Source organism: Shewanella khirikhana (assembly GCF_003957745.1).
In the GTDB taxonomy this organism is placed as follows: domain Bacteria; phylum Pseudomonadota; class Gammaproteobacteria; order Enterobacterales; family Shewanellaceae; genus Shewanella; species Shewanella khirikhana.
Map to the genome: position 1 here is coordinate 2,664,612 of NZ_CP020373.1, position 24,428 is coordinate 2,689,039.

The following is a 24,428-nucleotide window of genomic DNA, read 5'->3' on the forward strand; positions in this document are numbered from 1 at the left end:
ACAACTACATCTTGGATTGCAGGTAGTTCTGCAGCCCTATCTTGCCTATCAGCCCCAACTGTTTTTCAAGCCAGTAGAGATGGTCATCTTCGGTTTCTTCCAGTAGCTGCTCCAGCAGCTCTCGGCTGACGTAGTCACCTTTGGCCTCGCACAGGGCGATGGCGCTTTTAAGATTGCCCGCCACCTTGTACTCATACGCCAAATCGTTTTTCAGCATCTCTTCGACGTTGCTGCCGATATTAAGCTTTTCACGACTGGCAACATCGGGGGTGCCTTCCAGAAACAGAATACGTGACACCAACTTGGCCGCGTGCTCGCGCTCATCGTCGGATTCATGGGCGATACGCTCATAAAGCTCGTTCAGCCCCCAGTCTTCGTACATGCGCGCATGGACAAAGTATTGATCCATTGCGGATAACTCACCGGTGAGCAAGCTGTTGAGTACGTCTATGACTTCCTGATTACCTTTCATATTGCCCTCCTTCAATCGTCCATTTGCGCCTGGAGATAATTCTGTATGCCGGTCAGACGGATAAGCTCAAACTGAGACTCAAGCCAGTCCAGATGCTCTTCTTCGTCTTCGAGGATCTCTTCCAGAATGTCACGGCTGACATAGTCCTGTGAGGCTTCACAGTCGGCAATGGCAGCGCGCAGCAGCGGCAACTGTTCTTCCAGCATGGTTTTGTCGCAGCCGAGCATCTCTTCTGAGTGCTCACCGATACGCAGCTTGCCGAGCGCCTGCAAATTGGGCAAACCTTCGAGGAACAAAATCCGCTCGATAAGCTTGTCGGCATGCTTCATGTCTTCGATGGATTTTTTGTAGTCTTTGCTGTTGAGCTTTTCCAGCCCCCAGTTTTTGAACATGCGGGCATGGAGAAAATACTGGTTGATGGCGGTAAGCTCGGCGGTCAACACCTTGTTGAGATGGCTTACCACGTTGGCATGGCCTTTCATAAGCAGTCGTCCCAGGTTGATGAAAGTTTGATCTATATCAATATTCAAACCTAGTACAACTGGGAGATTGAATCAACTTTTTCTTTAATATCAATCACATACTAAAGGCAATCATTCTCATTGCGTTTATGCTTTAGCCCCTTGTCAGAACAGCTCAATATCGTCATCAATTTGGGGCGGCAACAGGTCGCCGTGGCTGATAAGTTGATGATAAAACGCCCATTGGTTGCGGCCGTTCTCTTTGGCAAAATACAGCGCCTTGTCGGCTTTCATCATCACAGAGACCGGATTGTCCTCAAGATTGAGGGCAGTAATTCCAATCGAAAGGGTGACAGGGCCGGTCTTCTCATGGCGGATGTTGGCGGCCCCTGCCAGCAGCTGTCGGCAAATGTCTTCGACTTCCCGCTGGGACTTGTTATCCAGCAGCACCACAAACTCATCGCCGCCGAAACGGAACAGCGCATCGTCGGCGCTGAAGCATCGATGCATTACCTGGCTGATTTGCAGCAACACTTCGTCGCCATAGAGGTGACCCAGGGTATCGTTGATTTTCTTAAAAAAATCTATGTCGAAGGTCAGCATCCAGAAATAAGGTGCCCGGCGGGTTTCGCTGCGGATACAGGTAAACAGGTGAAACAACCTGGCATCGTAGGCCTTGCGATTCAAAAGCCCGGTGAGGCTGTCGGTCTGACTTTCCTGCACCACGCGGGCGAAGTTCTCGTAAATCCGCGAAAAGGCTCTGAGCATGGTGAGCTGGGTATCATCGGGGTCGATATCGTTAATCAGCAGCACCTTGACCACTGTGTCGTTCATCTTGATGGGCAAAGCCACCTTGCAGGGCGTTTGAAGGTCGCACAGCACCAGTTCGCCGCGCTCCACACAGGCCTGCACACACGGCGGTAAAGGGTCCATCCCCTGGGTAAAGCCAGAGGAGGACAATAGCTGCGGAAAGTGGGGCAACTCGCCCACATTAATGACCGCCACCTGACTGACCCCCATGGTTTGCTCTATGGTGTCTATCAGACTGGTGGCCAGCGACAGCAGTTGCCGCTGCTCAGTAATGGAGGCAACTGAGTTGAGAAGATGCTCGGGTGCCGAACTCATGGCTTCTCCTTGGCGCTGATGGCAACCGGATCCTGAAACCAGATCCTAAAGCCTGAGTATAGACAGCAACCCCGCCCGCCAGCCAATAAACAAACAGAGCGCCCGAAGGCGCCCTGCTGATAAGAGTCTGTATTGGCAAACGAGCGTGAGTCGTCAGATGATCCTGTCTTTTGCCAGCTTTTCCTTGCGAGCCTCTTCCTCTGCCATTTTGGCCTTGCGTCGGTCGCAAGGGTCATCGCAGTCACAGGCCTTTTCGATGCCAATGGCACCCAGGCCACCGCAACTACCGGCAACGGCTTTCTTCTTGATGATGTAACCAATGGACATCAAAAGAAAAAACACCATCAATACCGCAAAGGCCGCGATAAAGGTACTCATACTTCACTCCTGAGTGGACTTAACGAAGGGCAAAAACGCGTCGCTGTAGTGTACCACAAACTCTTCGCCCTGCTTCTCAATCAGCATTATCGCCAGCCCGTGCTGTTTGGCAAGATCCAACGACGCTTCTGTGCCCAGCACCATCATGGCGGTGGCGAGACCATCGGCGGTCATGCAGCTTGGGTGCAGCACGGTAACCGACGCCAGAGTGTGCTGAATTGGAAACGCGGTGCGCGGGTCAATCAAGTGGGAGAAGCGCTTGCCGTCTTCTTCAAAGTAATTGCGATAGTCACCTGAGGTGGCCATGCCCATATTACCGGGTTCAATCACCTGAGACACGGCGCGGCCTTCTGCCTGGGGCTTCTCTACTGCGATACGCCAGGCGCTGCCATCGGCCTTGGTGCCCTTGATGCGCAGCTCGCCGCCAATTTCGACCAGATAGCCCTGGGGCTGATACTTATCCAGCAACGCGGCAATTACATCAACGCCATAGCCCTTGGCGATGGATGAGAGATCCACATAAAGATGGGCGTTGTGCTTATAAAGACGGTTGCCTTCGATACTGATGTTGTGGATACCTGTGCGACTCTTGGCCTCGGCAATTTCTGCCTCGGTTGGCGAGTGGGTTGGTCGCTTGTCCGGGCCAAAACCCCAGATATTGACCAGAGGGCCGAGGGTGATATCCAGCGCGCCGCCGGTAAGGTCGTACAGACGCATACCTTCGCGGATCACGGTAATTGTGTCGTCAGAGACTTGTACGCCCTGCTCCAGTGGCAGTTGATTGAAACGGCTCAGCTCTGAGTTGGGGCGATAGGTCGACATCTGGTCGTTCACCCGCTCCAGTGCCAAATCGATTTCGGCCTGCAGCAGCTGGCTTTGTGGCAGCTTGTCGTTGGGGACAACCTTGATGTTGTAGGTGGTGCCCATGGTGCTGCCCGACAGGGAAACCACTTCGGGCGCTTTAGCACAAGCTGAAATAAAAAAGGCCAGCCCGACAAGGACCAGCCAGTTTGATAAGGTCTTTTTCATTGGGACCTGCATTCTCGTGAGTTCTTGATAGTTGGCCCCCACCATCAGCGGGGGCCAATTCCATTAACCGCCGAAGTCGTCCAACAGGATGTTTTCGTCTTCAACGCCGAGATCTTTGAGCATGGCGATCACTGCCGCGTTCATCATTGGAGGTCCACACATGTAGAACTCACAATCTTCCGGTGCTTCGTGGTCTTTCAGGTAGTTCTCGTACAGAACGTTGTGAATGAAGCCGGTGTAGCCATCCCAGTTGTCCTCTGGCTGAGGATCGGACAGGGCCACGTGCCACACGAAGTTATCGTTTTCAGCTGCCAGACCGTCGAAATCTTCTACGTAGAACATTTCACGCTTGGAGCGGGCACCGTACCAGAAGCTCATCTTACGCTTGCTCTTAAGACGCTTGAGCTGGTCGAAGATGTGTGAACGCATTGGCGCCATACCGGCACCACCGCCCACGAATACCATCTCGGCATTGGTGTCTTTCGCGAAGAATTCACCGAATGGACCAGAGATAGTAACCTTGTCACCGGCCTTCAGGCTCCAGATGTACGAAGACATCTTGCCGCATGGCAGGCTCAGGTTACGTGGTGGAGGCGTAGCGATACGCACGTTCAGCATGATGATGCCGAACTCTTCCGGATAGTTGGCCATGGAGTATGCACGGATGGTTGGTTCGTCAACCTTGGACTCCAGCTTGAAGAAGCCAAAGTGTTCCCAATCGCCACGGTACTCTGCAGGAATATCGTAGTCAGCATACTTAACATGGTGCGCAGGGGCTTCAATCTGAATGTAACCACCGGCACGGAAAGGTACAGACTCGCCATCAGGGATGGCCAGCTTCAGTTCCTTGATGAAGGTCGCCTTGTTATCGTTAGAGATAACAGTACATTCCCACTTCTTGATACCGAAGATTTCTTCTTCCAGTTCAATCTCCATGTCGGTCTTCACGTTAACCTGACATGCCAGACGACAACCTTTCTTGGCTTCACCCTTGGAGATGTGATCCAGTTCGGTCGGCAGAATATCGCCACCACCAGACTTCACGTGCACACGGCACTGACCACAAGAGCCACCGCCACCACAGGCAGAAGATACGAAGATACCGCTGTTGGCCAGGGCACCGAGCAGCTTGCCGCCGGCTTCGGTGGTGATGGCTTTTGCGGGATCATCATTGATACCGATGGTGATATCACCGCTTGATACCAGCTTGGACTTGGCGAACAAAATCACCAGTACCAACACCAGTACGATGGCGGTAAACATCCCAACGCCCAGAAAAATATCTAAATTTTCCATTAACTAATCCTTAGAAGGCTTAACCGATGAGCCTTCTTGAGGTGCCCCTTACAGGGACACACCAGAGAACGACATGAAACCAAGAGCCATCAGACCGGCAGTGATAAAGGTAATCCCCAGACCACGCAGACCATCAGGTACATCGGCGTACTTCATCTTCTCACGGATACCCGCCAGCAGTACGATGGCCAGTGCCCAACCGATACCAGAGCCGATACCATAAACCAGCGATTCAGGCAGGTTATAGTCACGCTCAACCATGAAGGCTACGGCACCGAAGATTGCACAGTTCACAGTAATCAACGGCAGGAAGATACCCAGCGCGTTGTACAACGGTGGGAAGTACTTATCCAGCGTCATCTCAAGGATCTGTACCAGTGCAGCAATAACACCGATAAAGGTGATGAACTTCAGGAAGCTCAGGTCAGCCTCAGGAACACCGGCCCAGGCCAGTGCACCAGGCGCCAGAATGCCCTGATAAATGATTTGGTTAGCAGGTACTGAAATCGCCAGTACCACGATAACGGCAACGCCCAGACCCATGGCTGTTTTCACCTTCTTGGACACCGCCAGGAAAGTACACATACCGAGGAAGAAGGACAGGGCCATGTTTTCAATGAAAACAGAGCGGATTAACAGACTGATATAATGTTCCATTGACCTTATCCTTTTGCTTCAACTTGCTCAGGCTTGTAGGTGCGGATGATCCAAATCAGGATACCGATCAGGAAGAACGCACTCGGTGGCAGCAGGAGCAGACCGTTGGGCTGATACCAGCCGCCGTCAGAGATCTTGGACAGGATCTCAACGCCGAACAGAGAACCGTTACCGAACAGTTCACGCACAAAGCCAACAGACAGCAGGATGGCACCATAACCCAGACCGTTACCGATACCGTCCATGAAGCTCATCATTGGAGGAGTCTTCATGGCGTAGGCTTCGGCGCGGCCCATCACGATACAGTTGGTGATGATAAGGCCCACGAATACCGACAGCTGCTTGGCCACGTCGTAGGCATAAGCCTGCAGTACCTGGTCAACCACGATTACCAGCGAGGCGATAATCGCCATCTGCACGATAATACGTACGCTGTTGGGGATATGATTACGGATCATGGAGATGAACAGGTTCGAGAACGCGGTTACCGCGGTCAGAGCCAGGGTCATCACCAGGGCAGTTTCCAACTTACTGGTTACTGCCAGCGCACTACAAACACCCAGGATCTGCAGCGCAATCGGGTTGTTGGAGATAATAGGTCCGGTCAGAACCTTTTTCAGTTCGTTGGCCATTAGCTCAGCCCTCCGTTGCGTGCTTTTTCAATGAAACTCGCAAAACCTTCTTTACCCAGCCAGAACGTCAGCGAGTGCTGAACACCGTTACTGGTCAGGGTTGCGCCAGACAGGGCGTCAACGCCGTGTACAGAGGCAGCCACTGCTGGGTTCTTGGTCACGCTGATAGCCAGCTTGCCCTGTTCGTCGAACAGTTTCTTGCCGTGCCACAGTGCTTTCCACTTAGGATTCTGTACTTCGCCACCCAGACCTGGAGTTTCACCAGAACCGGTAAAGTCGTAGTAAACCAGGCCCTGAATGGTGTTCAGGTCAGGATCCAGTGCCAGGAAGGCAAACATGGTTGACCACAGACCGTAGCCTTTAACAGGCAGGATCACAGTCTTGAGCGCGCCGGCATCGTCACGCACCAGGTACACCACAGCCTCGTTAGGTACGCGCTTGATAGAAGCAACGTCATTCACAGGCTTGGAAGAAGTCTTTGGATCGCGGGCAGCTTTTTCCTGATCAAAGGTATTGCCATCCACACCGTCCACAAACTCACCTGATTTCAGGTTAACTACGCGGGCTTCAACATACTTGTTGTAGGTTGCCAGTACTTCTGCTTTGGTGATGTTGCCAGCCTTGGTGTCCATCAGGTTGGCAGCTTCCAGAATGTACTTTTGCTTATCCAGCAGCTTGTTTTCCTGCTGAGTTGGACGCAGTACTACGGCAGCAGTCGATACGAAGATCGAGCACACCAGGCACAGGCCAACAACGATAAACAGCGTTCTTCCGAACGAATCTTTATTATTAGCCACGGGCAATCCTCCGCTTGATATTTGCCTGTACCACGAAATGGTCGAACAGTGGCGCAAACAGGTTGGCAAACAGAATGGCCAACATCATACCTTCAGGGAACGCAGGGTTGATCACACGAATGAACACCGCCATGGCACCGATCAGGAGACCGTAGGCCCACTTGGCCTGGTTGGTGAAAGAGGCAGACACAGGGTCGGTAGCCATGAACATCATACCGAAGGCGAAACCACCCAGCACCAGGTGCCAGTACCAAGGCATAGCGAACATTGGGTTGGTGTCAGAACCGATAACGTTCAGCAGGGTCGATACAGCAATCATACCCACCAGTACACCACCCACGATGCGCCAGGACGCGATACGGGTATAGATGATAACCAAGCCGCCCAGCAGAATGGCCAGAGTCGATACTTCACCCACAGAACCTGGGATAAAGCCGAAGAAGGCATTCCACCAATCCTGATTCAGACCGTACTCCAGCGTACCGGTAGCAGCCTGGCTCAGGTGAGTCGCACCAGAGAAGCCATCGGCCACAACCCAGCTGGTGTCACCGGACATGTTCAGCGGATAGGCAAAGAACAGGAAGGCACGACCGGCCAGCGCAGGGTTCAGGAAGTTACGTCCGGTACCACCGAACACTTCTTTTGCTACCACCACACCGAAGGTGATACCCAGTGCCACCATCCACAGCGGGATAGTGGCAGGCAGAGTCAGGGCGAACAGAATAGAGGTAACGAAGAAGCCTTCGTTTACTTCATGACCGCGCACCATGGCGAACAGCACTTCCCAGATACCGCCGACCGCGAAGGTCACGGCATAAATAGGCAGGAAGAAACAGGCGCCGTACCACATCAGAGTGGCCCAACCGGAATCGGCAGTCAGCTCAGTACCCAGGATACCGAACAGGCTAACCTGCCATACGTCAGGGGTCGCAAAACCAGCAGCCAGGGCCAGCTGAGCCTGCAGACCTACGTTGTACATACCAACGAACATCGCCGGGAAGGCACAGGCCCACACGGTGATCATCATACGCTTGAGGTCGAGGTTATCGCGAACGTGGGTCTTGCCCTTGTTCACCAGACCTGGCGTATAGAAAATAGTGGCGGCCGCTTCATACAGGGCATACCACTTCTCGTATTTACCGCCTTTTTCGAATTGCGGTTCAATACGCTCAAGAAAATCTTTCAAGCTCATCAGCCTTCCCTCTCTACCGTATCCAGGCAGTTGCGCAGATAGGAACCGTAGTCATACTTGCCTGGGCACACAAAGGTACACAGTGCCAAATCTTCTTCATCCAGCTCCAGCGCACCCAAAGAGATAGCGCCGTCAATATCACCGGATACCAGATCACGCAGCAGCATGGTTGGCAGAATGTCCAATGGCATCACGCGCTCGTAGTTGCCGATAGGCACCATGGCGCGGTCTGAACCACCGGTGCTGGTCGTCATATCGAACAGACGGCTTGGCGACAGGTGAGCCAGGAAGGCACGGGTAATGGAGAACTTGTTGCTGCCGGGCAAAATCCAGCCGATGAATTCCTTCTCAGTACCCTCTTCCAGCAAGCTCACCTGCAGGTGGTAACGACCCAAGTAGGCGTGTACACCAGTCGCAGTGCGACCGTTCAGTACAGAGCCAGACACCTTACGTACTACACCTTCGGCAGTTTCACCGGCAGTCAGGGTCTCGATGCTGGCACCCAACAGGGTACGCACCAGGCGAGGCTTAACGGCTTTAGGGCCGGCAATAGAGATCACACGGTTGGTGTTCAGTTCGCCAGTAGTGAACAGCTGACCAAAGGCTATCACGTCCTGGTAACCGATATGCCACACCGAGCGATGGGCAGACGCAGGCAGAATAAAGTGGATATGGGTACCCGCCAGACCGGCAGGATGCTTGCCACCAAACTCATGGACTTCGGCATTGGCAGCAGGAATGTCAGCGCCAGGCGCTTTACACAGGTAAACCTTACCCTCGGTCAGTCTTGCCAGCACCTTCAGGCCGTTGGCAAAGTCTTCTTTATGCTCGGCAATCACCAAAGCGGGATCGGCAGCATGGGGGTTGGTATCGGTTGCGGTAACAAAGATGCCGGCAGGTGACGCATCAACTGCAGGAACTTTGCTGAAAGGACGGGTACGCAGTGCAGTCCACAGACCTGATTCGATCAGGTTGTTTCTGACTTGCTCACCACTCAGGGAATCCAGCTCAGCAGCATCGTACTTGGCAAAAGCAACGGCATCGTTGCCCTCAAGTTCAATCACCACAGACTGGAGAACTCGCTTCGCACCCCGGTTGATTTCAGTAACAGTACCACTGGCCAAAGCCGTATATTTCACGCCAGGATTCTTTTTATCTTCAAAAAGCACCTGACCCTTGGCTACCTTGTCTCCTACCTTAACTTTCATGGTAGGACGCATGCCAATATACTCTTCACCCAATGTAGCTACGTGTTTAATGGCTGGGCCATCATGGATAACTTGCTCTGGACCACCCGTTAAGGGCAGATCCAATCCTTTCTTAATTGTAATCATATCCACATGCACTACGTTTGAAGGAAAGACAACGCGCCGCGTTCCTGCTAGACACCCGGTTTTAAACAAACCGTTAGCGTTGAGCTGGCGCAGATTTATCACAGAAATGCGATCGCAATCACGCTGGTCGCGCGCATTTTACCCCAAACGCCCTGCCATCGCCACGAAAATTATGCGTGTTTTCAAACTTCGCAGGCCGTTTTTCGCCGTGAAATTCACGCTTTTCCACCAGGACAAAACATCGCCCTTGCAGAAAAGGTTTTTTGCTGCAACAAGTTTTGTATCTAACTAATATATATGAACTTATATAAGCAAATATTGAAAAGAACACTAAGACACGCCAGCCGGGGCACTAACCCGAATGAGATACAAAACCCCGCCGGATTCAGCCATGCCAGCGATAGCCGAGACTGAATAAAACTTCGCCGCCCTGTAGACCAAAATCTGCCACATTCGAGGGCAGCTCATCAGCGGCAAGATTGTCTGCCCTGAGGTAAACCCCATGGGCACCGTGCTGCCACGACAGGGCCGCATCAAGCCGGGTCATATCCCCTTCAGGGTAGGTAATTTCACGACCTGTGAGCGACAGTGACCACTCACCTGCACTAAGTCCGAGCGCCATCGACAGCTGCCGGGAAGGCTGCCAGGGCAATCGGTCGCCACTGTTATAGCAGCGGCTTGCTGCCACAAGGCACTGGGCCGAATCAAATTCGCTGCGATTCTCCTCAACCCCTACCACCAGGGGCACGCTCAGCGCGCCAAACTCCCCAAACCAGCTGGCGGACAGCCCAAACCCTCTGGCCGATACATCCGCGACATTGAGCTGCTGCATGCCTTTCAGACCAGGGCAGTCCTCAAGTTCGGTGCAGTCCAGATGCAAGTTGTCGTAGTCCCGCGCCCACAGCTGTCCTTTCAGACTGAATGAGCCCATGGCCCAATGTCCATCCAGGCTGATGCCATCCCAGGTTTGCGCCAGCGCCTCGGCATTCCCAGGCGCGGGGGGAGTAAAGCCATGCTGGCCCCACAAGCCAATGCTGTCGTCGGCAAACAGCAACCCCAACCCATAGCGCCAGCCTTCACTGCTGCTATCCATGGAAAAGTCAGTGCCCGCTTCGCCGCCAGCTGGCTCATTACTTATCCGCTCAGTACTTGCCCGCTCAGTACTTACCCGTTCAGTGTCCGCCCGCAGCCAACTGGCCTGTGCGGCTACATCCAGCCAGGCGAAATCGAGCCGCGCTTTAAGCCCCAGTGTCAGCACGCTGGCGCTGTCGCTTATCTCCACATTGGCAACTTCCGGGTTAGTGCCCGCTGCGCTCTCAACCGGCATGTTGCCTTTATAGTCAGCGCTGTCGTGCTGATAACTCAGCCGATAGCTGAGTGAGTGCTTACCATAGCTATCGATGCTTTCGCTTTGAATGCCCATGGTTTGATAGCGCACATCCCCAAGAAAGCCGCCAATAACGTTATCAGCATCAATACCCTGGACCGCAGCCGCTGCCGTATCCCTCGGGCCATCCATAAGCGCTGAGCCCGGCCCCGCAGCACCAAGCAGGCTATTATCAGCCGCGGCATTGGAAGGCCCCGGCGCGAGCGCGGTAAAATCTATCCGGCTTTCCTGCCAAAAAAGGTCGGTACGGGTGCTGCTTTGAATGCTGTTGCTTCTGATATTTGCCCTTTGACTGCTACTACCAGTGCCGCCAGCTACCCCCGCATAATGGGTAAGATGCAGCCGTTGCCGCTCGCGGTTTACTGTTACCGCCTCGGCTGAAAGCGGCACACTGCTGTCCTGATACAGCCAGCCAAGCTCGGTGCGCTGCTTATTCCTGGCTCCCGGCAAACTGGAGGCACCCAGGGCAATAAAGAGTTCGGTGTCTTTGGCATCATCCAGCCTGCTGTCATCGGCTTTCTGCTGCAGATGGCTGCCGCGAAATCCCATATCCAGCGCCTCGTTACTGGATTGCAGCGCAGCCCTCAGTGCTGCGGTTTTATCATCCCGCGCCTCAAGCCCCACTCCATCACTGCCCTGCCCCGCCGGACTGAGCCAATAATCACTTTTGAGCTCATTGGCGCACGGCTCAGTCGAAGACGCACACAAATCGAGGGCATCGACACCAAAGCGCCCGGCATCGAGCCACACGCCCGGCGCAGCAAAAGGGGCCAGCGCAAGGTCAATCCCGTTCAGGCCGGGGGTATTTTCTCTGCTGTCAGATTGAAAAAAGCGACTTTCGCCCATGATTGATGCCTTGCCAGCAAGGCTGCCAAGGGGCTGAAGGGGTAACACAGTTGGGGAATTGACACCAAGCAGCTCGGTAAAGAAGGGAGTGACAGTCTGCGCGGGCAGCTCTTCGGCCCACGCAGCGAAGCATGCGCACCCGGCCAATAAGCAGGAAACAAGCGCAGGGGTGTGTTTCATCCAAATATCCCGAAAAGGCCACCAATGTCGGCAGCTTTATTGTTATTTATTTGTGACATGGATGATTTTAGACGAAAAAAAAGCGGCTCGCGCCGCTTTTTCAATATGACGTTCAATAAATCAGAGCTGGTTCAGAATTTCGTCAGCCAACTTGAGTTCATCGTTACGGTTTACGCTGACACCAGCGGCAATAATGGTGCGGGCGATATCCTGCGCCTGCTCCAGAGAATGCATCTCGTAGGTACCGCACTGGTATTCGTTGAGCTCTGGAATGGCCTTCTGATCGGCAACCTTGAGCACATCTTCCATGGCGGCAAGCCAGGCGTCGGCAACCCGCTTTTCACTCGGCTCACCAATCAGGCTCATATAAAAGCCGGTGCGGCAACCCATGGGCGAAATGTCGATGATTTCAACACCATTGCCGTTCAGATGATCGCGCATAAAGCCAGCAAACAGGTGCTCCAGGGTGTGAATGCCACGCTCGCTGAGGATGTCCTTGTTGGGGGCACAAAAACGCAGATCGAACACAGTAATGGTGTCACCCTTGGGGGTGCTCATGGTCTTGGCCACCCGCACCGCAGGGGCGTTCATACGGGTATGGTCAACGGTGAAACTGTCCAATAAAGGCATGGTGCTCTCCAGCCCCGTCAGCCGGGGCACAAAGTGGTTTTGCAAAGTGAGCCAAGCATAGCATTAAAGCCTGCGCTCAAAAACCTCATTGTCTTAAGCGACTGTAGGCATCTTCCGAGATCAGGTGATACTGACGCACGCCTCGCTCGTACTCACGATAGGCATCAAACACCTTCTGCATCATGGGATCCTGCGCCGACTGCTCGGCAATCACCTCGGCCGAGGTTTTGCGAAGCCCGTCCATAACATCCTCAGGGAACTGACGCAGCTGCACACCATGCTCATTGATAAGGCTTTCCAGCGCCCCCACATGGCGGGTGGTGTACTCATCCAGCATATCCTGATTGGTGGCCTTGGCCGCCACCCGCACTATGGCCTGCAAATCCTTGGGCAGCTTGTTAAAGGCCTCTTTATTAATCAGAAACTCAAGCGTTGTGCCAGGCTCATGCCAACCCGGGTAATAGTAGTACTTGGCCACCTTGTGCAGGCCGAAAGCCAAATCATTGTAAGGGCCCACCCACTCGGTGGCATCAATGGCGCCTGTCTGCATGGCGGTATAAAGCTCACGCCCCGGCAGCACCACAGGCACGCCACCCAGGCGCTTAAGCACTTCGCCCCCAAGTCCGGGCAGACGCATCTTCAGACCTTTCAAATCATCAAGGCTGTTGATTTCTTTATTAAACCAGCCGCCCATCTGCACGCCACTATTGCCGCCTGGCATCGGCAGAATACCAAAAGGCGCATACACCTCTTCCCACAGCTGCTGGCCGCCGCCGTAGGTGAGCCAGCCATTCATCTCCTGGGCATTAAGACCAAAGGGAATGGAGGTGAAAAACTGCGCAGCCGGTGCCTTACCTTTCCAATAATACGCAGCGCTGTGGCCCATCTGCACCGAGCCTTCGCTCACGGCTTCAAACACCTCCAGTGCCGGCAGCAGTTCGCCCGCACCATAGACTTTGATTTTCAGGCGCCCGGCAGACATTTCATCCACCATGGTGGCGAAGTGTTCGGGTGCAGTCCCCAGCCCCGGGAAGTTCTTTGGCCAGGAGGTCGCCAGTTTCCACTCGATGGGCTTAACCTCGGCCACCGGAGCCTGAGCGGCCGGGGCCTTGTCGTCGTTGCAGCCCATCAATAAAAGTGCCGTCGCCAGCACCGAAAACCCTATTTTACGCATCATGTTGAATAACTCCTGTCATTAGTATTGGCCGTCAGTTGCCATACAGCACCGACGGCAACCAGGTGGCCAATCCCGGCCAAAGGCTCAGCAGCAGCAACATCACCAGCTGCAGTACCACAAAGGGAATGACTCCCCGGTAGATCTGCCCGCTGGACACGGTATCGCCGGTCACACCACGCAGATAGAAAAGGGCAAAACCAAAAGGGGGCGTTAAGAACGAGGTCTGCAGGTTCATGGCAATCATGATCCCAAGCCAGACGGGGTCGAGCCCCATCGCCAGCAGAATAGGCGCCACCAGCGGCACCACCACAAAGGTGATTTCGATAAAGTCCAGAATAAAGCCAAGCAGGAAGATCACCGCCATCACCAGCAACATGGCACCGACCACACCGCCGGGCATGGCCATAAACAGCTCATGGATCAGCTCTTCGCCGCCAAGACCACGAAATACCAGTGAAAACACCGATGCGCCAATCAGGATGAGAAACACCATGGAGGTGATTTTCACCGTGCTCTGCATCACTTCTTTCAGTGCCAGCATGCTGAGCTGACGTTTGCCAATAGCAATAAGGAGCGCCCCGGCAGCGCCCACCGAAGCCGCTTCCGTGGGAGTAGCAATGCCGGTGAGAATGGAGCCAAGCACCAATAAAATCAGCACCAAAGGTGGCAGCAGCGCCGATACAACCCGGGAGATGGAAATCGGTTCGCGGACATCGGCAACTTCGCTGCCGAAATCTTGCGGGTGGCGCCACAGCCGTACCAGGGTGTAGAGCACATACAGCGCCACCAGCATAAGTCCGGGGATAAGGGCACCGGCAAACAAATCGCCCACCGACACCGACTTGGGGTTAAAAATCCCCATTTTCAGCTGCGCTTGCTGATAGGCGTTGGAGAGCACATCCCCAAGCAACACCAGCGCAATGGAGGGCGGAATAATCTGCCCCAGGGTGCCGGTGGCACAAATGGCACCGGCACTGAATTCAGGACTGTAGCCGCGCTTAAGCAGCGTCGGCAGACTCATCAGGCCCATGGTGACCACAGTCGCGCCGACAATCCCCGTGCTGGCCGCAAGCAGCATGCCCACCAAAAACACACTGAAAATCAGCCCGCCACGCAAGCGGCCGAACAAGTCACTCATGGTGGTCAGCAGCTGCTCGGCGATGCGGGACTTCTCCAGCACCACGCCCATGAACACAAACAGCGGCACCGCCATCAAGATTTCATTGTTGATAATGCCGTAAATCCGGTTCGGTAGCAGGCCAAACAGCCCCATGTCGAAGGCGCCGAAAAAGCTTGCCACCACCGCAAACAAAAAGGCCACGCCCCCCAGCGTCAGGGCAACCGGGTAACCCAGCATCAACACCAGACAAATAATCGCAAACAGCAAAAGCGCCATCAGCAAGCCTCCTTGCCAAACAGCGCCTTTCCATGGCGGTACAGCTCACACAGCCCTTGGATAATCAAACTGATACACAGCCCCAGCAGCAGCGTTTTTTGCAGATAAACAAATGGCAAACCACCGGCTTCGATAGAAGCTTCGTGGATGCGCCAAGAGCGCAGCACATAGTCGAGGCAGAAATAGAAGATGGCACCACAAAGTGGCAGCAGGAATACCAGGGTGCCGACGAAGTCGACCCAATGGCGGGTGCGCTCGGAAAACTGGCGATAAAACACATCCACCCGCACATGGGCTTCGCGTTTTAAAGTGAAACCAGCCGCAAGGGTAAACACAGCGCCGTGAAGATAAAGGGCAGTTTCCTGCATCGCGGTGGCGCCGGTGGAGAATACATAGCGTAACAGCACCACCGCCAGGGTCAGGATCACCATAGCAAGGGTAAACCAGCCCACCAGCCGACCAAGGGACTCACCAAGCCCTTCAAGAAATTGAATTATTTTTCCCATAATACTGTTTTTGTTGATGCTTTTTATCGTTATCAATGCAACCTATTGATAACAGAAAATACACACAGAAGAAACCAGCAAATGGTCTGAGGATACGCTGACGCGCGGATAGACGGGGGAGAAACAAAAATGCCCGCATCTGCGGGCACCTTCAACGAGAGACAGGTTTATCCTCTGCACTTGGGCGAGGATGGCACCGCCTCCAGCGCCTGCCACTCTTCCGGCGTGTAAGTGTGCATCGACAAGGCATGCACGCCTGCGGCCAGTTCATCAGCCAAGGCTGCGTTGACCGCACGGTGGCGGCCAATCAGTCGCTGCCCCGTAAAGGCCGCGCTGGCAATCACCACTTTAAAATGCGTCTCAGAGTTCTTGGGCACATTGTGCATATGGCTTTCGTTGATAACCTCAAGGTGCACAGGGGCAAGCGCTTCGGTCAATTTGGCATGGATAATATCGGCGACAGACATAGGAAGTTCACACAATAAATAGATGGCGGCAGGTTAGCGCTGCCGCCGCAAAAGGTCAAACAGCCGCTGATTTTGGATAAACCCGGGCGTTGGGTTCAACCGCTTCCAGGGCCGCCACCAGGGTGGCCGTATCAACACCGGCCGGTACTTTAAGCTGCATATTGGCGTTGAACACGGTGCGCCCCAAACTGGTCACCTGCAACCTGTGGCTTTCCATCTGGGTTACGCCAATGCCGAGATTGGCAAGGATATCGTTGATATCCCGGGTCAGGCCGGGTCTGTCACTGCAATCAAGCTCGATGGTCAGAGCCTCGGCTTCATCGGCCGCGGCCACCACAGGCGCATACACAAAACTCAAATTGGGAAATGCCTGTTCAAGACGGGTTCTAAGCTGCGCATCTTTAGCATCATCAATGCTGACCCGCATCATGGCGGCAAACTGACCATCAAGCATAATGAGCTTACTCGACAGCCACTCGGCACCACATTCACGGCTCAGTGTCGCGAGAGACTTAAGCACATCAGGCCCCATGGGACCTACCACGGTGGAAATGAATTGAATTTTCATTGAAAGCCTCCTGCAATACCCCAGGGCACACGGCTTAACCATCGCCATATCTCACCCATACCCTGTTCACTGTAACCCTGCCGTGCGGGTACTTCTGTGGCCAAGTGCACAGAATCCAGAGCCTTCAGCCAGTGAGCGCTTTCAGCCAACCTAAACCTTCTGCACTAAAGAGCCTTCAGCAATAAAAAACTATCAGCAGGCACGGTGATAAAAAGCAGACAAACGTCTGAAGGTAAAGCTCAGCCGCGCATCCATCGGCCGCTCTGAGCGCGGGATGGCATGCTCCCACAGTGCCTGCATCGGTGCGTGCATCAGCAGTAAATCGCCGCTTTGCAGCATCAGCCTCACCTTGTGCCCATCGGCTCGGCGTCGCATCACAAAGGGTCTGGCCTGCCCCAGACTGACAATGGCAACCGGCGCCGAGGCCACCAGCTCGGGCTCATTATCGGCATGAAACCCCATGGCATCGCGGCCATCGCGATAATGATTCACCAGACAGCCATTAAAACCTGCGCCAAACTCGCGGTTGAGTTTCTCTTTCAATTTCAGTGCATACCTGGGCCAGGGTGCTGGCTCAATCAACAAGGATGAGTATTGATATTGGCAACCTTCATCACCCAGCCACAGCTGCTCGCGGGGAATTTTATGCCACTTTCCATATACCTGTACCTCGGGCGAGCTAAAGGCGTAGTCCCGGGCTTCGGTAAGCAGCGCCTGGCGCTGCTCAGGCGACAGATAGCCGGTGATATGGGTGATGGGCGGCGCATCATCACCTGGAATGCCATCTGAAAAACCAAGGTTAAACTGCTCTGCCAAACCTGCCGTCCTTTATTTCCGATCACTGATACCAATCTCAATATCAATCTCAATACCAATCGGCGCCGCAATTTGCGATAATTCCGCCCCCAATCAAGGATACTGTGACATATGACGACCCGATTTTCAGCCCAGCTTCCCGGCCTGGATAACGAACTTATCCTCAAGCGCTACCCCGACAGCAGCGATGCCAACCTGCAAGCCTGGGATGCCGCCGACGAACATTTGCTGAAACACCTGGATGATTCAGGTATGTCACCCCAACGCTGGCTGTTGATTAACGACAGCTTCGGTGTCCTCACCTGTGCACTGCGTGCCCGTTTCGCTGATGCGGCAATCGACTTTGCCGCCGATGGCCGCACCTGCCATTTAGGTGCCATTGAAAACCTGCAAGGGAACGCACTGAGCCAAAATGGCATTGGATTTCACGACTGCAGTCAATTGCACACACTGACCAGCGATGCCGCAATACTGATGAAACTGCCGAAAAACCTGAATTTTTTCGCCGACATCTTAAGTCAGTTAAGTCAAACACTTAAAGCCGGTCAGCAGCTGTTGATTGGTGCCAAAGCCAAACACATCAACCAGTCACTGCTCGCACTTATCGGGAAGCATCTGGGCGACGCCAGCGCCAGCCTGGCCTGGAAGAAGACCCGGGTTATTACCGTCATCGCCGACGGCATACCAAGGCCGCTCGCCAAGCCGAGCCGCTGGCCGGTACCTGAGCTTGGACTGATGCTCGAAAACCACAGCAATGTGTTTGCCGCCAACAAACTCGATATAGGCGCGCGGTTAATGCTGAATAACCTGCCGGCGGGAGATTTCAGGCAAGTGATTGATTTGGGTTGTGGTAATGGCGTACTGGGTCTGCAGGCAGCCAAATCCTATCCCGATGCCCGCATCCATTTCGTTGATGAGTCCGCCATGGCCGTGGCAAGCGCCCGCGCCAACTGGGCATTGAACGAGCTGCCCCCCGAATTGGCTGAGTTCCACTGGGACGATTGCCTCAGTCATCTGGATGCCGAGATCAGCGCCGATTTGGTGCTTTGCAACCCGCCATTCCACCAAGGTGAGGCCATCACCGACCATATCGCCTGGCAAATGTTCAACGACGCCAAGCGCCGCCTCAAGCAAGGTGGCGTGCTGCACATAGTCGGCAACCGCCATCTGGGATATCACATTAAACTCAAACGTTTGTTTGGTAACTGCAAAACCATCGCCAGCAATGGCAAGTTTGTTATTCTGCAATCCATAAAGTAAAAAGGGCGCCTGGCGCCCTTTTCTTCAACAACTTTTCTTAAACGACAGGTTAAGCGACACCACATTTGAGAAGATTTCCTTCTCGTAATCCTGATTCAGCAGTTCTCGCCAGGGTCGGTCGCACACTTTAACCATGTAAAAGTTTTCCCGGGAAGTGTCGGTCACAAACGCGATGCCATGTCGCATCAGCTCATAGTGAATATCGTGGACAAAACCCAGTGAAAACCGCTGTCTGCCGGTCAGACTATTGATATCTTCACGACTCAGGCTAACGCCTGGGCCGACAGATTCAAAATGCCGGTACAGCCAGTCCGCAAATTCTTTCGCACTGACGATTGCCATAACTGCTCTCCTTGCCAATCCCATTGCCGCCATTTTTCCCTAATGGTTCCAGCCAGCGGCACCACACAGGATGCCAGGGATCCAACGTTTAACAGGATAAAACATGGCATACAGTCAAACCATCAGGCAGAAGTTTAACTTGCAGCGAAATTCGGCGAGCCGTCACAGTCTTAAGGGGCCGGGGCGCTCACGAATATCAGAGGTGTGGCGCCCATTCATATCAGTGGCGGGCACTTAAATGGCCTTAAATGGCAATGTCGTCAAACAGCCTGACCGAGGTCAGCGCGGTCACTTCATCAATGTAACGGCGCACATGGTCGCCAAACTCCAAACCCTTCACAGCAGTGAGATTCCGCAGGGTGGGATACAGCAGAATGTCATCGTAACCGAGACGATTATCACGCTCTGACGGCAGTTGGATAAATCCAAGACCAGTAAACAGCGGGTTCAGGGCAGCAATCAGCTCAGATGACTTGGCAAAGGCCTCGTCAAAGCTCATGCCAATGGCGGCACTCTTGTTTTGGGTGTACCACGCGATGGCAGCCGCTGAATTATATTCCTTCAGCCCAAGACGCACATTGCGTGGATGCAGCAAGGGCGCGCTGTACGCACCGGCCTCTTTGAGCCAGGACTGAATAGCGGCCTCATGGCGAGCAGGCGCAAGTACCGGCTGCCCTTTCAGCGCATCGAGATAAGCAACAATATCCAGGCTCTCGCCCATAATACTGCCATCGGCCTTTTGCAGAATAGGCACCATATTGGCCCCTACCATGCGAATGCGACTCTCTACATCGTCATTGGCCAGCACCTCAATCTCAATATCCAGCTGCTTATAGCCCACCAGCATCATGGCGCGTACACAATAAGGACAATGTTCAAAAACAAAGAGTTTCATAACCATTCCTGAATTCAATGAGTGGCCCAAGCATACCCCAGAGGTGCAAAGGCCAGAAGGCTCATTCGGTGGATTTTGTACTGGCGGGCGGCGCAAAAAGTTGCCGCAGCCGCGCCATGGGAGACAGCCCGGGTGCCATCGCATCACGCAACATATCGCGCCACTCACTGAAGGTCACCACCAACGGATTGAAGCTGTTTACCGGCTTGGTAATGCCGTAACGCACCGTTTCTTCTTCTTTAACAAAGGTGCCAAACAGCCGGTCCCAGATAATCAGCACGCCGGCGTAATTCTTGTCTATGTATTGGGGGTTGGAGCCATGATGCACCCTGTGGTGGCTGGGAGTATTGAACAGCCACTCCAGCGGCCCCAGCTTGTCCACCAGCTGGGTATGGACAAAAAACTGAAACCCCAGACTCGCCAGCACCGAAAACACCACCCAGGCCGGATCGAAGCCGATAATCACCAGCGGGATCCAAAACAGCCACATGCCTGCCACCGGGTACATCAAACTTTGACGAAACGCGGTAGAGAAATTCATGTTTTCCGAGCTGTGGTGTGCCACATGGGCCGCCCACATCCACCGGCAACGGTGGCTGGCGCGGTGGAACCAGTAGTAGCAAAAGTCCTGGGCCAGCAACAGCAGCAAAAAGCTCTGCCAGTTCATCTCGATATCAAAAAGCCGCCAACCAAACAGCCACAGGTACAGCTTGGCGACAGCGAAACCGGTCAACAAATCCGCCAGCTGGTGCATGCCGGCAAGGCTTAAGTTACACAAAAGTTCCGGCAGCCGATATCGGGCGGTGTCCGGCAATTTGCCACGCACATTGGCTACCAGCCATTCCAGCCCCATGCAGAGTAAAAAAATCGGTGCCAGCGCAATCAACAGCAGCTCAGGGTGCTGGGTCAGCTCATCGATATTCATTTTAAGTCCCTGTTATTTTTATTGTCTTATTCCTGTGACTACCACTTGGCAAAGTGATCTTCGGTCAGTCCGTTTACCCCATCGAGGCGCAGCTTGTTGCCGTCGCCATCCGTTACCCAGCCGCTGAACTGCCCCAGATACTGGCGAAAATTACTTTTGAGCAGCCACAGGTTCAGTTTCTCTAAGCGGCATCCCATGGGGGTAAACAGCAGCTCCAGCTCGCCTCGCTCTGACCAGATCCGCCAGGAGCCACCTGCAGGCGCCTTGCGGTCGAACTCAAAATGCACAGGGCCAAGATGGCGGCGCACCCCATCGAGCCACAACACATTTTCGCTGCTGCCGGTTTCGTTCACGCCTGCGGCAAGATTCAGCCCCAAACGCACATCCCCGGCCATGGCATTGATGGACGCCCAGCGCCAGCTGGTTTCCCGGCGCATATAGCCTGCGGAAAAGTCGTAGCCTGCCAGCGCCCTTGAGAGCGGCTGCGGCTCGTGATTAATCTTAAGCTCACCGGTTATCGACAGGGCATTGTGTTTTTGGGTGTAGGTCCAGCCGCTGTAACCGGTTGGGGAGCACATGGCCATCGGCAATGACAGCGGCAAGGGTTTAAGGCTTACATCGGCATCGAGCGTAAGCCCCTCCAATTCCAAACTGAGCCCAAACTGCCACAGTCCATCCTCACGGTGGATGCGCACGCCTGCCATTTCACTGCTGCCAGACACAGGCGATGGCGCCAGCGCATAGGCTTTTGGCGGCCGCAGCCAATGGCGCTCATGCAAGCTACCCTTTTTAATATCAAATACATAGCAAAAGCCACTACCGAGATAACGGATGTCCGCCAGGGCCAGGCCTATCAGGTAGTTGGGGGTATGAATGGCAATAAATTCAAATTGTTTGTAGCCAAAGTAGCGCTGAAAGCCACTGGCGGGGGCGTCCATGTCGTTGGTGAGTAAAAACCTATCCAGCCCCAAATCGGCAACCGGGCCATCAAAGTGGCCAAAACAGGGGCGACCGGCCGCCATCAGGCAGTCCTGCAGCCCTAGGGTATTCATGGCCGGCTGCCCGGCCTGAGCGCTGCGGCTTTGCTCAGCATTAACCTGCGCAGAGCGGCTTTGCACTGAGTTACTTTGCTTGTTCATCGCGGTCTTGTTGCTGGGTGTTGTTATTGTTTTTGGTTTTTTACTCTAGCGCCATTCGGGCAGCGATTAAAGCCTTTCAGATACATTTTTTTAACAGCCGTTTGAATTGAACGTTCATCGGTTTACCCAGTAAAAGTTGCTGGCAAACGGCCACAAAAAAGCCCTCTGGTCGAGGGCCTAACTTATTGGGTGTAAACCAGCCTGAGGGAAATCAAAACTGCCACGACAAGCCAAGGTTGAAGCTGGTTACCGACAGTTTTTCCATCGGGGTGTACTGATATTCTGCGTGCAGACCAAAACCGCTTCGGAATCTGTGCTGATAACCCAGCGCACCGACAAACCCCTGATCGTTTTCATCCTGACGCAGCTTTTGGTACTCGTAATCAACCTGATGCACCCCATAACCTGCCTTGGCATAGAGGCTGCCACCGCGATAAATCGGATACTGCCCCAGCACAGACACCCGGCCGCCGCTGTAACTCAGATCGCGTACCTCGCTGATGGTATCAATCAGGGCGCTCATGATACCGCCATCGACACCGGCGTATCCCAGCTCCAGCCCCCAGTAATCGTTCAGCATATAGCGATACCAGATATCCCAGGTCACGCCATCGCCACCGTCGTAAAGCTGGCCGTCCTTGCTCTCAAACTCCTTGGCTCCATACCCTAAGCTGCCGCCGAGCAGATGCGGGCTTTCGCCAGCCACTGCACTGCCCAACATCAGGCTGCTTATCAGCCCCACTGCTACCGCTGTTTTCATTTTTTCCCCGTAAGGTCAGTGTGTTCGCAGCTAAGCTTGCCAGCAGCGAGCTGTACGCCGACTGAATCGGCCTGCGGCTGGCGATACAGGCCAAATCTGGTATTCTGATGCGACTTTTGTCTCTGGCAGGAAAGATGATGAAAAAATCCGTAAGTTTACTGGCCGCCGTACTGCTTTTTGGCGGCTGTGCAGGCAGTCCTTCCAATTACCTGGCATTGAGCCCGGACGTGCCTGCCGTGGTATCCACGGCCCAGGGTCGTATTGCTCTGACCACCGAAGATGCGCGCACCAGCATGGATGCGGTACGTATTACCAAGGGCGACGAAGCGCCCACATTGATGGGCACAGGCGAGCCTCCGGCACAGCAGCTTGGTGAGCTGTTTCGCAGCGCCTACCGCCAGGCAGGCTTTACATTGGATCCGGCGGCCACCAATCTGCTCGAATTCAAACTCGAGCGGCTGCACTCTGACATCAACGAAACCCTGATTGGCTACGAAGCGGCCAATGAAATCGTGATCAGCGCCTATGCCCGCAACAGCCAGCAGATTTTCTCCAAGCGCTACAGTGCCAAAGGTTCGATGAAAGGCCCCTTCAGCCTGGATTTGGCCACCCTGGAGCTGGAGATGAATAAGCTCATCACCCGCCTGGCGGCTGACATAGTCAACGACCCCGAACTCAACCAGTTTTTAATGCAATAACAATAAGGAAAACAAGATGAAATGGATAGTCGCCACACTGATGCTGACCCTTTCGAGCCTGGCCAGTGCCGCCAAGGTAGATATTCAGCCCGATAACCTCTACCCACAGGTTGAAATGCAAACCACCATGGGCAAAATCGTGGTGGAGCTTGATCGCACCCGCGCGCCCATTACGGTCGATAACTTCCTCACCTATGTAGTAAAGGGCGAGTACGACAACACCATTTTCCACCGCATTATTGCCGAATTTGTGGTGCAGGGCGGCGGTCTCGACCCCAAGCTCGAAGAAAAAGCCGAAGACAAGCCTATCTTCAATGAGTCCGGTAATGGCCTGTCCAACAGCTTTGGCACCATCGCCATGGCGCGGGAAAACGATCCCCACACCGCCACCCGCCAGTTTTACTTTAATGTGGCCGACAACAAGAAGCTCGATCCGTCCAAGCGGCGCTGGGGTTATGCGGTGTTTGGTGAAGTGGTTGAAGGTCGCGAAGTGCTGGAAGCCATGGCCGTCGTACCCACCGAGCACAACGCCAAACTCAATTGGCCCGATGTGCCGGTAACGCCAATCATCCTTAAGTCGGCAAAATTGTTGCCAAGAAAATAAACTGTGTTTTGAGCTAATGCTCAGGACTTGGCTATACTCACTGAGCAACAACATGGAGGCGATCCGATGACCCCAATGGACTTCATCGACACCAAGGCGCCCCAATTAGCTCAGTATGGAAGAGCGTTCTTGAGTGACCAGCTCGATTATCGCGAGATCCAGCTGTATTTATGGGATACCCTGGAAGAGTGGCAACAACTCAACCCACAGGGTGAAGCGCAAACCGACACGGAAAAGGTGTTCTGGCACCTGATACACTGCTTTGATCGTTGGCCCGTTTGGACACTGCGCGGCAATCAGTTTCTGCGAAAGCAGCTGCACGATTGCTGTGAGTTTCTGAGCATTGGCGGCGAGCTTCCCGGCGGCTGTATCGGGATCCGCCCGGCATCCTGAGCCAGTCCCACAAAGACCCCGCCAAGGCGGGTCTTTTTTTGCCCGCACCTTGCCAAACCTGCGTCA

Annotated in this window: 28 protein-coding genes; 4 read left to right on the plus strand and 24 right to left on the minus strand. The window is 54.1% G+C overall.

Going from position 1 to position 24,428, the window contains the following annotated elements:
* Positions 1–4: 4 nt before the first annotated feature.
* From bfr (STH12_RS11555) to STH12_RS11645, 19 genes are all read right to left on the minus strand, one after another.
* Entirely contained in the window at positions 5–472 is a 468-nt protein-coding gene (gene bfr, locus STH12_RS11555) for a bacterioferritin (RefSeq protein WP_126167696.1), read from the minus strand.
* Positions 473–483: 11 nt separating this feature from the next.
* On the minus strand, positions 484–954 hold the full coding sequence (bfr, locus tag STH12_RS11560) for a bacterioferritin (RefSeq protein WP_126167697.1): 471 nt from the start codon (positions 952–954) through the stop codon (positions 484–486).
* 144 nt (positions 955–1,098) lie between these two features.
* Entirely contained in the window at positions 1,099–2,058 is a 960-nt protein-coding gene (locus STH12_RS11565) for a GGDEF domain-containing protein (RefSeq protein ID WP_126167698.1), read from the minus strand.
* Between the two features lie 153 nt (positions 2,059–2,211).
* Positions 2,212–2,436 carry a (Na+)-NQR maturation NqrM gene (gene nqrM, locus STH12_RS11570; protein WP_126167699.1) on the minus strand — a complete coding sequence of 75 codons (225 nt, stop codon included), beginning with the start codon at positions 2,434–2,436 and terminating at the stop codon, positions 2,212–2,214.
* Positions 2,437–2,439: 3 nt separating this feature from the next.
* On the minus strand, positions 2,440–3,465 hold the full coding sequence (locus STH12_RS11575) for an FAD:protein FMN transferase (RefSeq protein WP_164551199.1): 1,026 nt from the start codon (positions 3,463–3,465) through the stop codon (positions 2,440–2,442).
* A gap of 63 nt (positions 3,466–3,528) precedes the next feature.
* The gene (nqrF, locus tag STH12_RS11580; protein ID WP_126167701.1) at positions 3,529–4,761 is read right to left on the minus strand and encodes an NADH:ubiquinone reductase (Na(+)-transporting) subunit F; all 1,233 of its coding nucleotides are present in this window, start codon (positions 4,759–4,761) and stop codon (positions 3,529–3,531) included.
* Positions 4,762–4,809: 48 nt separating this feature from the next.
* Positions 4,810–5,418, minus strand: a complete 609-nt coding sequence (gene nqrE, locus STH12_RS11585; protein WP_126167702.1) for an NADH:ubiquinone reductase (Na(+)-transporting) subunit E — start codon at positions 5,416–5,418, stop codon at positions 4,810–4,812.
* A 5-nt stretch (positions 5,419–5,423) separates the two neighbouring features.
* Positions 5,424–6,050: an NADH:ubiquinone reductase (Na(+)-transporting) subunit D gene (locus tag STH12_RS11590; RefSeq protein ID WP_126167703.1), complete on the minus strand. Its 627-nt coding sequence runs from the start codon at positions 6,048–6,050 to the stop codon at positions 5,424–5,426.
* Positions 6,050–6,847 (minus strand): Na(+)-translocating NADH-quinone reductase subunit C, encoded by a 798-nt coding sequence (locus STH12_RS11595; protein ID WP_126167704.1) that lies wholly within the window; start codon positions 6,845–6,847, stop codon positions 6,050–6,052. Before STH12_RS11595 ends, STH12_RS11590 begins: the two co-directional genes overlap by 1 nt.
* Positions 6,840–8,039, minus strand: a complete 1,200-nt coding sequence (locus tag STH12_RS11600) for an NADH:ubiquinone reductase (Na(+)-transporting) subunit B (protein WP_126167705.1) — start codon at positions 8,037–8,039, stop codon at positions 6,840–6,842. The genes STH12_RS11595 and STH12_RS11600 overlap by 8 nt, the downstream gene beginning before the upstream one ends.
* Positions 8,039–9,373, minus strand: coding sequence for a Na(+)-translocating NADH-quinone reductase subunit A (locus STH12_RS11605; RefSeq protein ID WP_126167706.1), 1,335 nt, complete (start codon positions 9,371–9,373; stop codon positions 8,039–8,041). The genes STH12_RS11600 and STH12_RS11605 overlap by 1 nt, the downstream gene beginning before the upstream one ends.
* 385 nt (positions 9,374–9,758) lie before the next feature.
* Positions 9,759–11,606: a hypothetical protein gene (locus STH12_RS11610; RefSeq protein WP_126167707.1), complete on the minus strand. Its 1,848-nt coding sequence runs from the start codon at positions 11,604–11,606 to the stop codon at positions 9,759–9,761.
* A gap of 300 nt (positions 11,607–11,906) precedes the next feature.
* Entirely contained in the window at positions 11,907–12,416 is a 510-nt protein-coding gene (luxS, locus tag STH12_RS11615) for an S-ribosylhomocysteine lyase (RefSeq protein WP_126167708.1), read from the minus strand.
* Positions 12,417–12,501: 85 nt separating this feature from the next.
* Positions 12,502–13,590 carry a TRAP transporter substrate-binding protein gene (locus tag STH12_RS11620; protein ID WP_126169500.1) on the minus strand — a complete coding sequence of 363 codons (1,089 nt, stop codon included), beginning with the start codon at positions 13,588–13,590 and terminating at the stop codon, positions 12,502–12,504.
* A 34-nt stretch (positions 13,591–13,624) separates the two neighbouring features.
* Positions 13,625–14,989 carry a TRAP transporter large permease gene (locus STH12_RS11625; protein WP_126167709.1) on the minus strand — a complete coding sequence of 455 codons (1,365 nt, stop codon included), beginning with the start codon at positions 14,987–14,989 and terminating at the stop codon, positions 13,625–13,627.
* A complete protein-coding gene (locus STH12_RS11630; RefSeq protein ID WP_126167710.1) occupies positions 14,989–15,495 on the minus strand; it encodes a TRAP transporter small permease subunit in 507 nt (168 codons plus the stop codon). Before STH12_RS11630 ends, STH12_RS11625 begins: the two co-directional genes overlap by 1 nt.
* Positions 15,496–15,662: 167 nt before the next feature.
* The gene (locus STH12_RS11635; RefSeq protein WP_126167711.1) at positions 15,663–15,962 is read right to left on the minus strand and encodes a BolA family protein; all 300 of its coding nucleotides are present in this window, start codon (positions 15,960–15,962) and stop codon (positions 15,663–15,665) included.
* 55 nt (positions 15,963–16,017) lie between these two features.
* Positions 16,018–16,530, minus strand: a complete 513-nt coding sequence (locus STH12_RS11640; protein ID WP_164551200.1) for a glycine cleavage system transcriptional repressor — start codon at positions 16,528–16,530, stop codon at positions 16,018–16,020.
* A 192-nt stretch (positions 16,531–16,722) separates the two neighbouring features.
* Positions 16,723–17,346, minus strand: a complete 624-nt coding sequence (locus tag STH12_RS11645; RefSeq protein WP_126167713.1) for an alpha-ketoglutarate-dependent dioxygenase AlkB family protein — start codon at positions 17,344–17,346, stop codon at positions 16,723–16,725.
* A gap of 111 nt (positions 17,347–17,457) precedes the next feature.
* Here STH12_RS11645 and STH12_RS11650 point away from each other — a divergent pair, with 111 nt between their 5' ends.
* Complete coding sequence (locus STH12_RS11650) at positions 17,458–18,606, plus strand: methyltransferase (protein ID WP_126167714.1); 1,149 nt, start codon at positions 17,458–17,460, stop codon at positions 18,604–18,606.
* 24 nt (positions 18,607–18,630) lie between these two features.
* Here the strand turns inward: STH12_RS11650 and STH12_RS11655 are convergent, their stop codons facing one another.
* The 5 genes from STH12_RS11655 to STH12_RS11675 all read right to left on the minus strand — a co-directional run bounded on the left by STH12_RS11655 (position 18,631) and on the right by STH12_RS11675 (position 22,667).
* Positions 18,631–18,948 carry a hypothetical protein gene (locus STH12_RS11655; RefSeq protein ID WP_126167715.1) on the minus strand — a complete coding sequence of 106 codons (318 nt, stop codon included), beginning with the start codon at positions 18,946–18,948 and terminating at the stop codon, positions 18,631–18,633.
* A gap of 244 nt (positions 18,949–19,192) precedes the next feature.
* Positions 19,193–19,843, minus strand: coding sequence for a glutaredoxin 2 (grxB, locus tag STH12_RS11660; protein WP_126167716.1), 651 nt, complete (start codon positions 19,841–19,843; stop codon positions 19,193–19,195).
* Between the two features lie 61 nt (positions 19,844–19,904).
* Positions 19,905–20,768 carry a sterol desaturase family protein gene (locus tag STH12_RS11665; protein WP_126167717.1) on the minus strand — a complete coding sequence of 288 codons (864 nt, stop codon included), beginning with the start codon at positions 20,766–20,768 and terminating at the stop codon, positions 19,905–19,907.
* 38 nt (positions 20,769–20,806) lie between these two features.
* On the minus strand, positions 20,807–21,790 hold the full coding sequence (locus tag STH12_RS11670; RefSeq protein WP_126169501.1) for a DUF2804 domain-containing protein: 984 nt from the start codon (positions 21,788–21,790) through the stop codon (positions 20,807–20,809).
* A 328-nt stretch (positions 21,791–22,118) separates the two neighbouring features.
* On the minus strand, positions 22,119–22,667 hold the full coding sequence (locus STH12_RS11675; RefSeq protein ID WP_126167718.1) for a porin family protein: 549 nt from the start codon (positions 22,665–22,667) through the stop codon (positions 22,119–22,121).
* Between the two features lie 137 nt (positions 22,668–22,804).
* On the opposite strand from STH12_RS11675, the gene STH12_RS11680 reads away from it, so the two are divergent.
* The 3 genes from STH12_RS11680 (at position 22,805) to STH12_RS11690 (ending at position 24,362) form a co-directional block, all read left to right on the plus strand.
* Positions 22,805–23,365: a YajG family lipoprotein gene (locus STH12_RS11680; protein ID WP_164551201.1), complete on the plus strand. Its 561-nt coding sequence runs from the start codon at positions 22,805–22,807 to the stop codon at positions 23,363–23,365.
* Between the two features lie 16 nt (positions 23,366–23,381).
* Complete coding sequence (locus STH12_RS11685) at positions 23,382–23,969, plus strand: peptidylprolyl isomerase (protein WP_126167720.1); 588 nt, start codon at positions 23,382–23,384, stop codon at positions 23,967–23,969.
* Between the two features lie 66 nt (positions 23,970–24,035).
* Positions 24,036–24,362, plus strand: a complete 327-nt coding sequence (locus STH12_RS11690; RefSeq protein ID WP_126167721.1) for a hypothetical protein — start codon at positions 24,036–24,038, stop codon at positions 24,360–24,362.
* Positions 24,363–24,428: the final 66 nt, after the last annotated feature.

What these genes read in the sequence shown, in the direction of transcription:
- nqrE (WP_126167702.1), bottom strand. Translation starts at nt 5,418, where the DNA reads ATGGAACATTATATCAGTCTGTTAATCCGCTCTGTTTTCATTGAAAAC.
- STH12_RS11650 (WP_126167714.1), top strand. Translation starts at nt 17,458, where the DNA reads ATGACGACCCGATTTTCAGCCCAGCTTCCCGGCCTGGATAACGAACTT.
- STH12_RS11685 (WP_126167720.1), top strand. Translation starts at nt 23,382, where the DNA reads ATGAAATGGATAGTCGCCACACTGATGCTGACCCTTTCGAGCCTGGCC.
- STH12_RS11600 (WP_126167705.1), bottom strand. Translation starts at nt 8,039, where the DNA reads ATGAGCTTGAAAGATTTTCTTGAGCGTATTGAACCGCAATTCGAAAAA.
- STH12_RS11630 (WP_126167710.1), bottom strand. Translation starts at nt 15,495, where the DNA reads ATGGGAAAAATAATTCAATTTCTTGAAGGGCTTGGTGAGTCCCTTGGT.
- nqrF (WP_126167701.1), bottom strand. Translation starts at nt 4,761, where the DNA reads ATGGAAAATTTAGATATTTTTCTGGGCGTTGGGATGTTTACCGCCATC.
- STH12_RS11575 (WP_164551199.1), bottom strand. Translation starts at nt 3,465, where the DNA reads ATGAAAAAGACCTTATCAAACTGGCTGGTCCTTGTCGGGCTGGCCTTT.
- STH12_RS11665 (WP_126167717.1), bottom strand. Translation starts at nt 20,768, where the DNA reads ATGAATATCGATGAGCTGACCCAGCACCCTGAGCTGCTGTTGATTGCG.
- STH12_RS11565 (WP_126167698.1), bottom strand. Translation starts at nt 2,058, where the DNA reads ATGAGTTCGGCACCCGAGCATCTTCTCAACTCAGTTGCCTCCATTACT.
- STH12_RS11675 (WP_126167718.1), bottom strand. Translation starts at nt 22,667, where the DNA reads ATGAAAACAGCGGTAGCAGTGGGGCTGATAAGCAGCCTGATGTTGGGC.
- bfr (WP_126167697.1), bottom strand. Translation starts at nt 954, where the DNA reads ATGAAAGGCCATGCCAACGTGGTAAGCCATCTCAACAAGGTGTTGACC.
- STH12_RS11640 (WP_164551200.1), bottom strand. Translation starts at nt 16,530, where the DNA reads ATGAAAATTCAATTCATTTCCACCGTGGTAGGTCCCATGGGGCCTGAT.
- STH12_RS11625 (WP_126167709.1), bottom strand. Translation starts at nt 14,989, where the DNA reads ATGGCGCTTTTGCTGTTTGCGATTATTTGTCTGGTGTTGATGCTGGGT.
- STH12_RS11655 (WP_126167715.1), bottom strand. Translation starts at nt 18,948, where the DNA reads ATGGCAATCGTCAGTGCGAAAGAATTTGCGGACTGGCTGTACCGGCAT.
- luxS (WP_126167708.1), bottom strand. Translation starts at nt 12,416, where the DNA reads ATGCCTTTATTGGACAGTTTCACCGTTGACCATACCCGTATGAACGCC.
- STH12_RS11610 (WP_126167707.1), bottom strand. Translation starts at nt 11,606, where the DNA reads ATGGGCGAAAGTCGCTTTTTTCAATCTGACAGCAGAGAAAATACCCCC.
- STH12_RS11590 (WP_126167703.1), bottom strand. Translation starts at nt 6,050, where the DNA reads ATGGCCAACGAACTGAAAAAGGTTCTGACCGGACCTATTATCTCCAAC.
- STH12_RS11670 (WP_126169501.1), bottom strand. Translation starts at nt 21,790, where the DNA reads ATGGCGGCCGGTCGCCCCTGTTTTGGCCACTTTGATGGCCCGGTTGCC.
- STH12_RS11635 (WP_126167711.1), bottom strand. Translation starts at nt 15,962, where the DNA reads ATGTCTGTCGCCGATATTATCCATGCCAAATTGACCGAAGCGCTTGCC.
- STH12_RS11680 (WP_164551201.1), top strand. Translation starts at nt 22,805, where the DNA reads ATGAAAAAATCCGTAAGTTTACTGGCCGCCGTACTGCTTTTTGGCGGC.
- STH12_RS11605 (WP_126167706.1), bottom strand. Translation starts at nt 9,373, where the DNA reads ATGATTACAATTAAGAAAGGATTGGATCTGCCCTTAACGGGTGGTCCA.
- grxB (WP_126167716.1), bottom strand. Translation starts at nt 19,843, where the DNA reads ATGAAACTCTTTGTTTTTGAACATTGTCCTTATTGTGTACGCGCCATG.
- STH12_RS11690 (WP_126167721.1), top strand. Translation starts at nt 24,036, where the DNA reads ATGACCCCAATGGACTTCATCGACACCAAGGCGCCCCAATTAGCTCAG.
- nqrM (WP_126167699.1), bottom strand. Translation starts at nt 2,436, where the DNA reads ATGAGTACCTTTATCGCGGCCTTTGCGGTATTGATGGTGTTTTTTCTT.
- bfr (WP_126167696.1), bottom strand. Translation starts at nt 472, where the DNA reads ATGAAAGGTAATCAGGAAGTCATAGACGTACTCAACAGCTTGCTCACC.
- STH12_RS11620 (WP_126169500.1), bottom strand. Translation starts at nt 13,590, where the DNA reads ATGCGTAAAATAGGGTTTTCGGTGCTGGCGACGGCACTTTTATTGATG.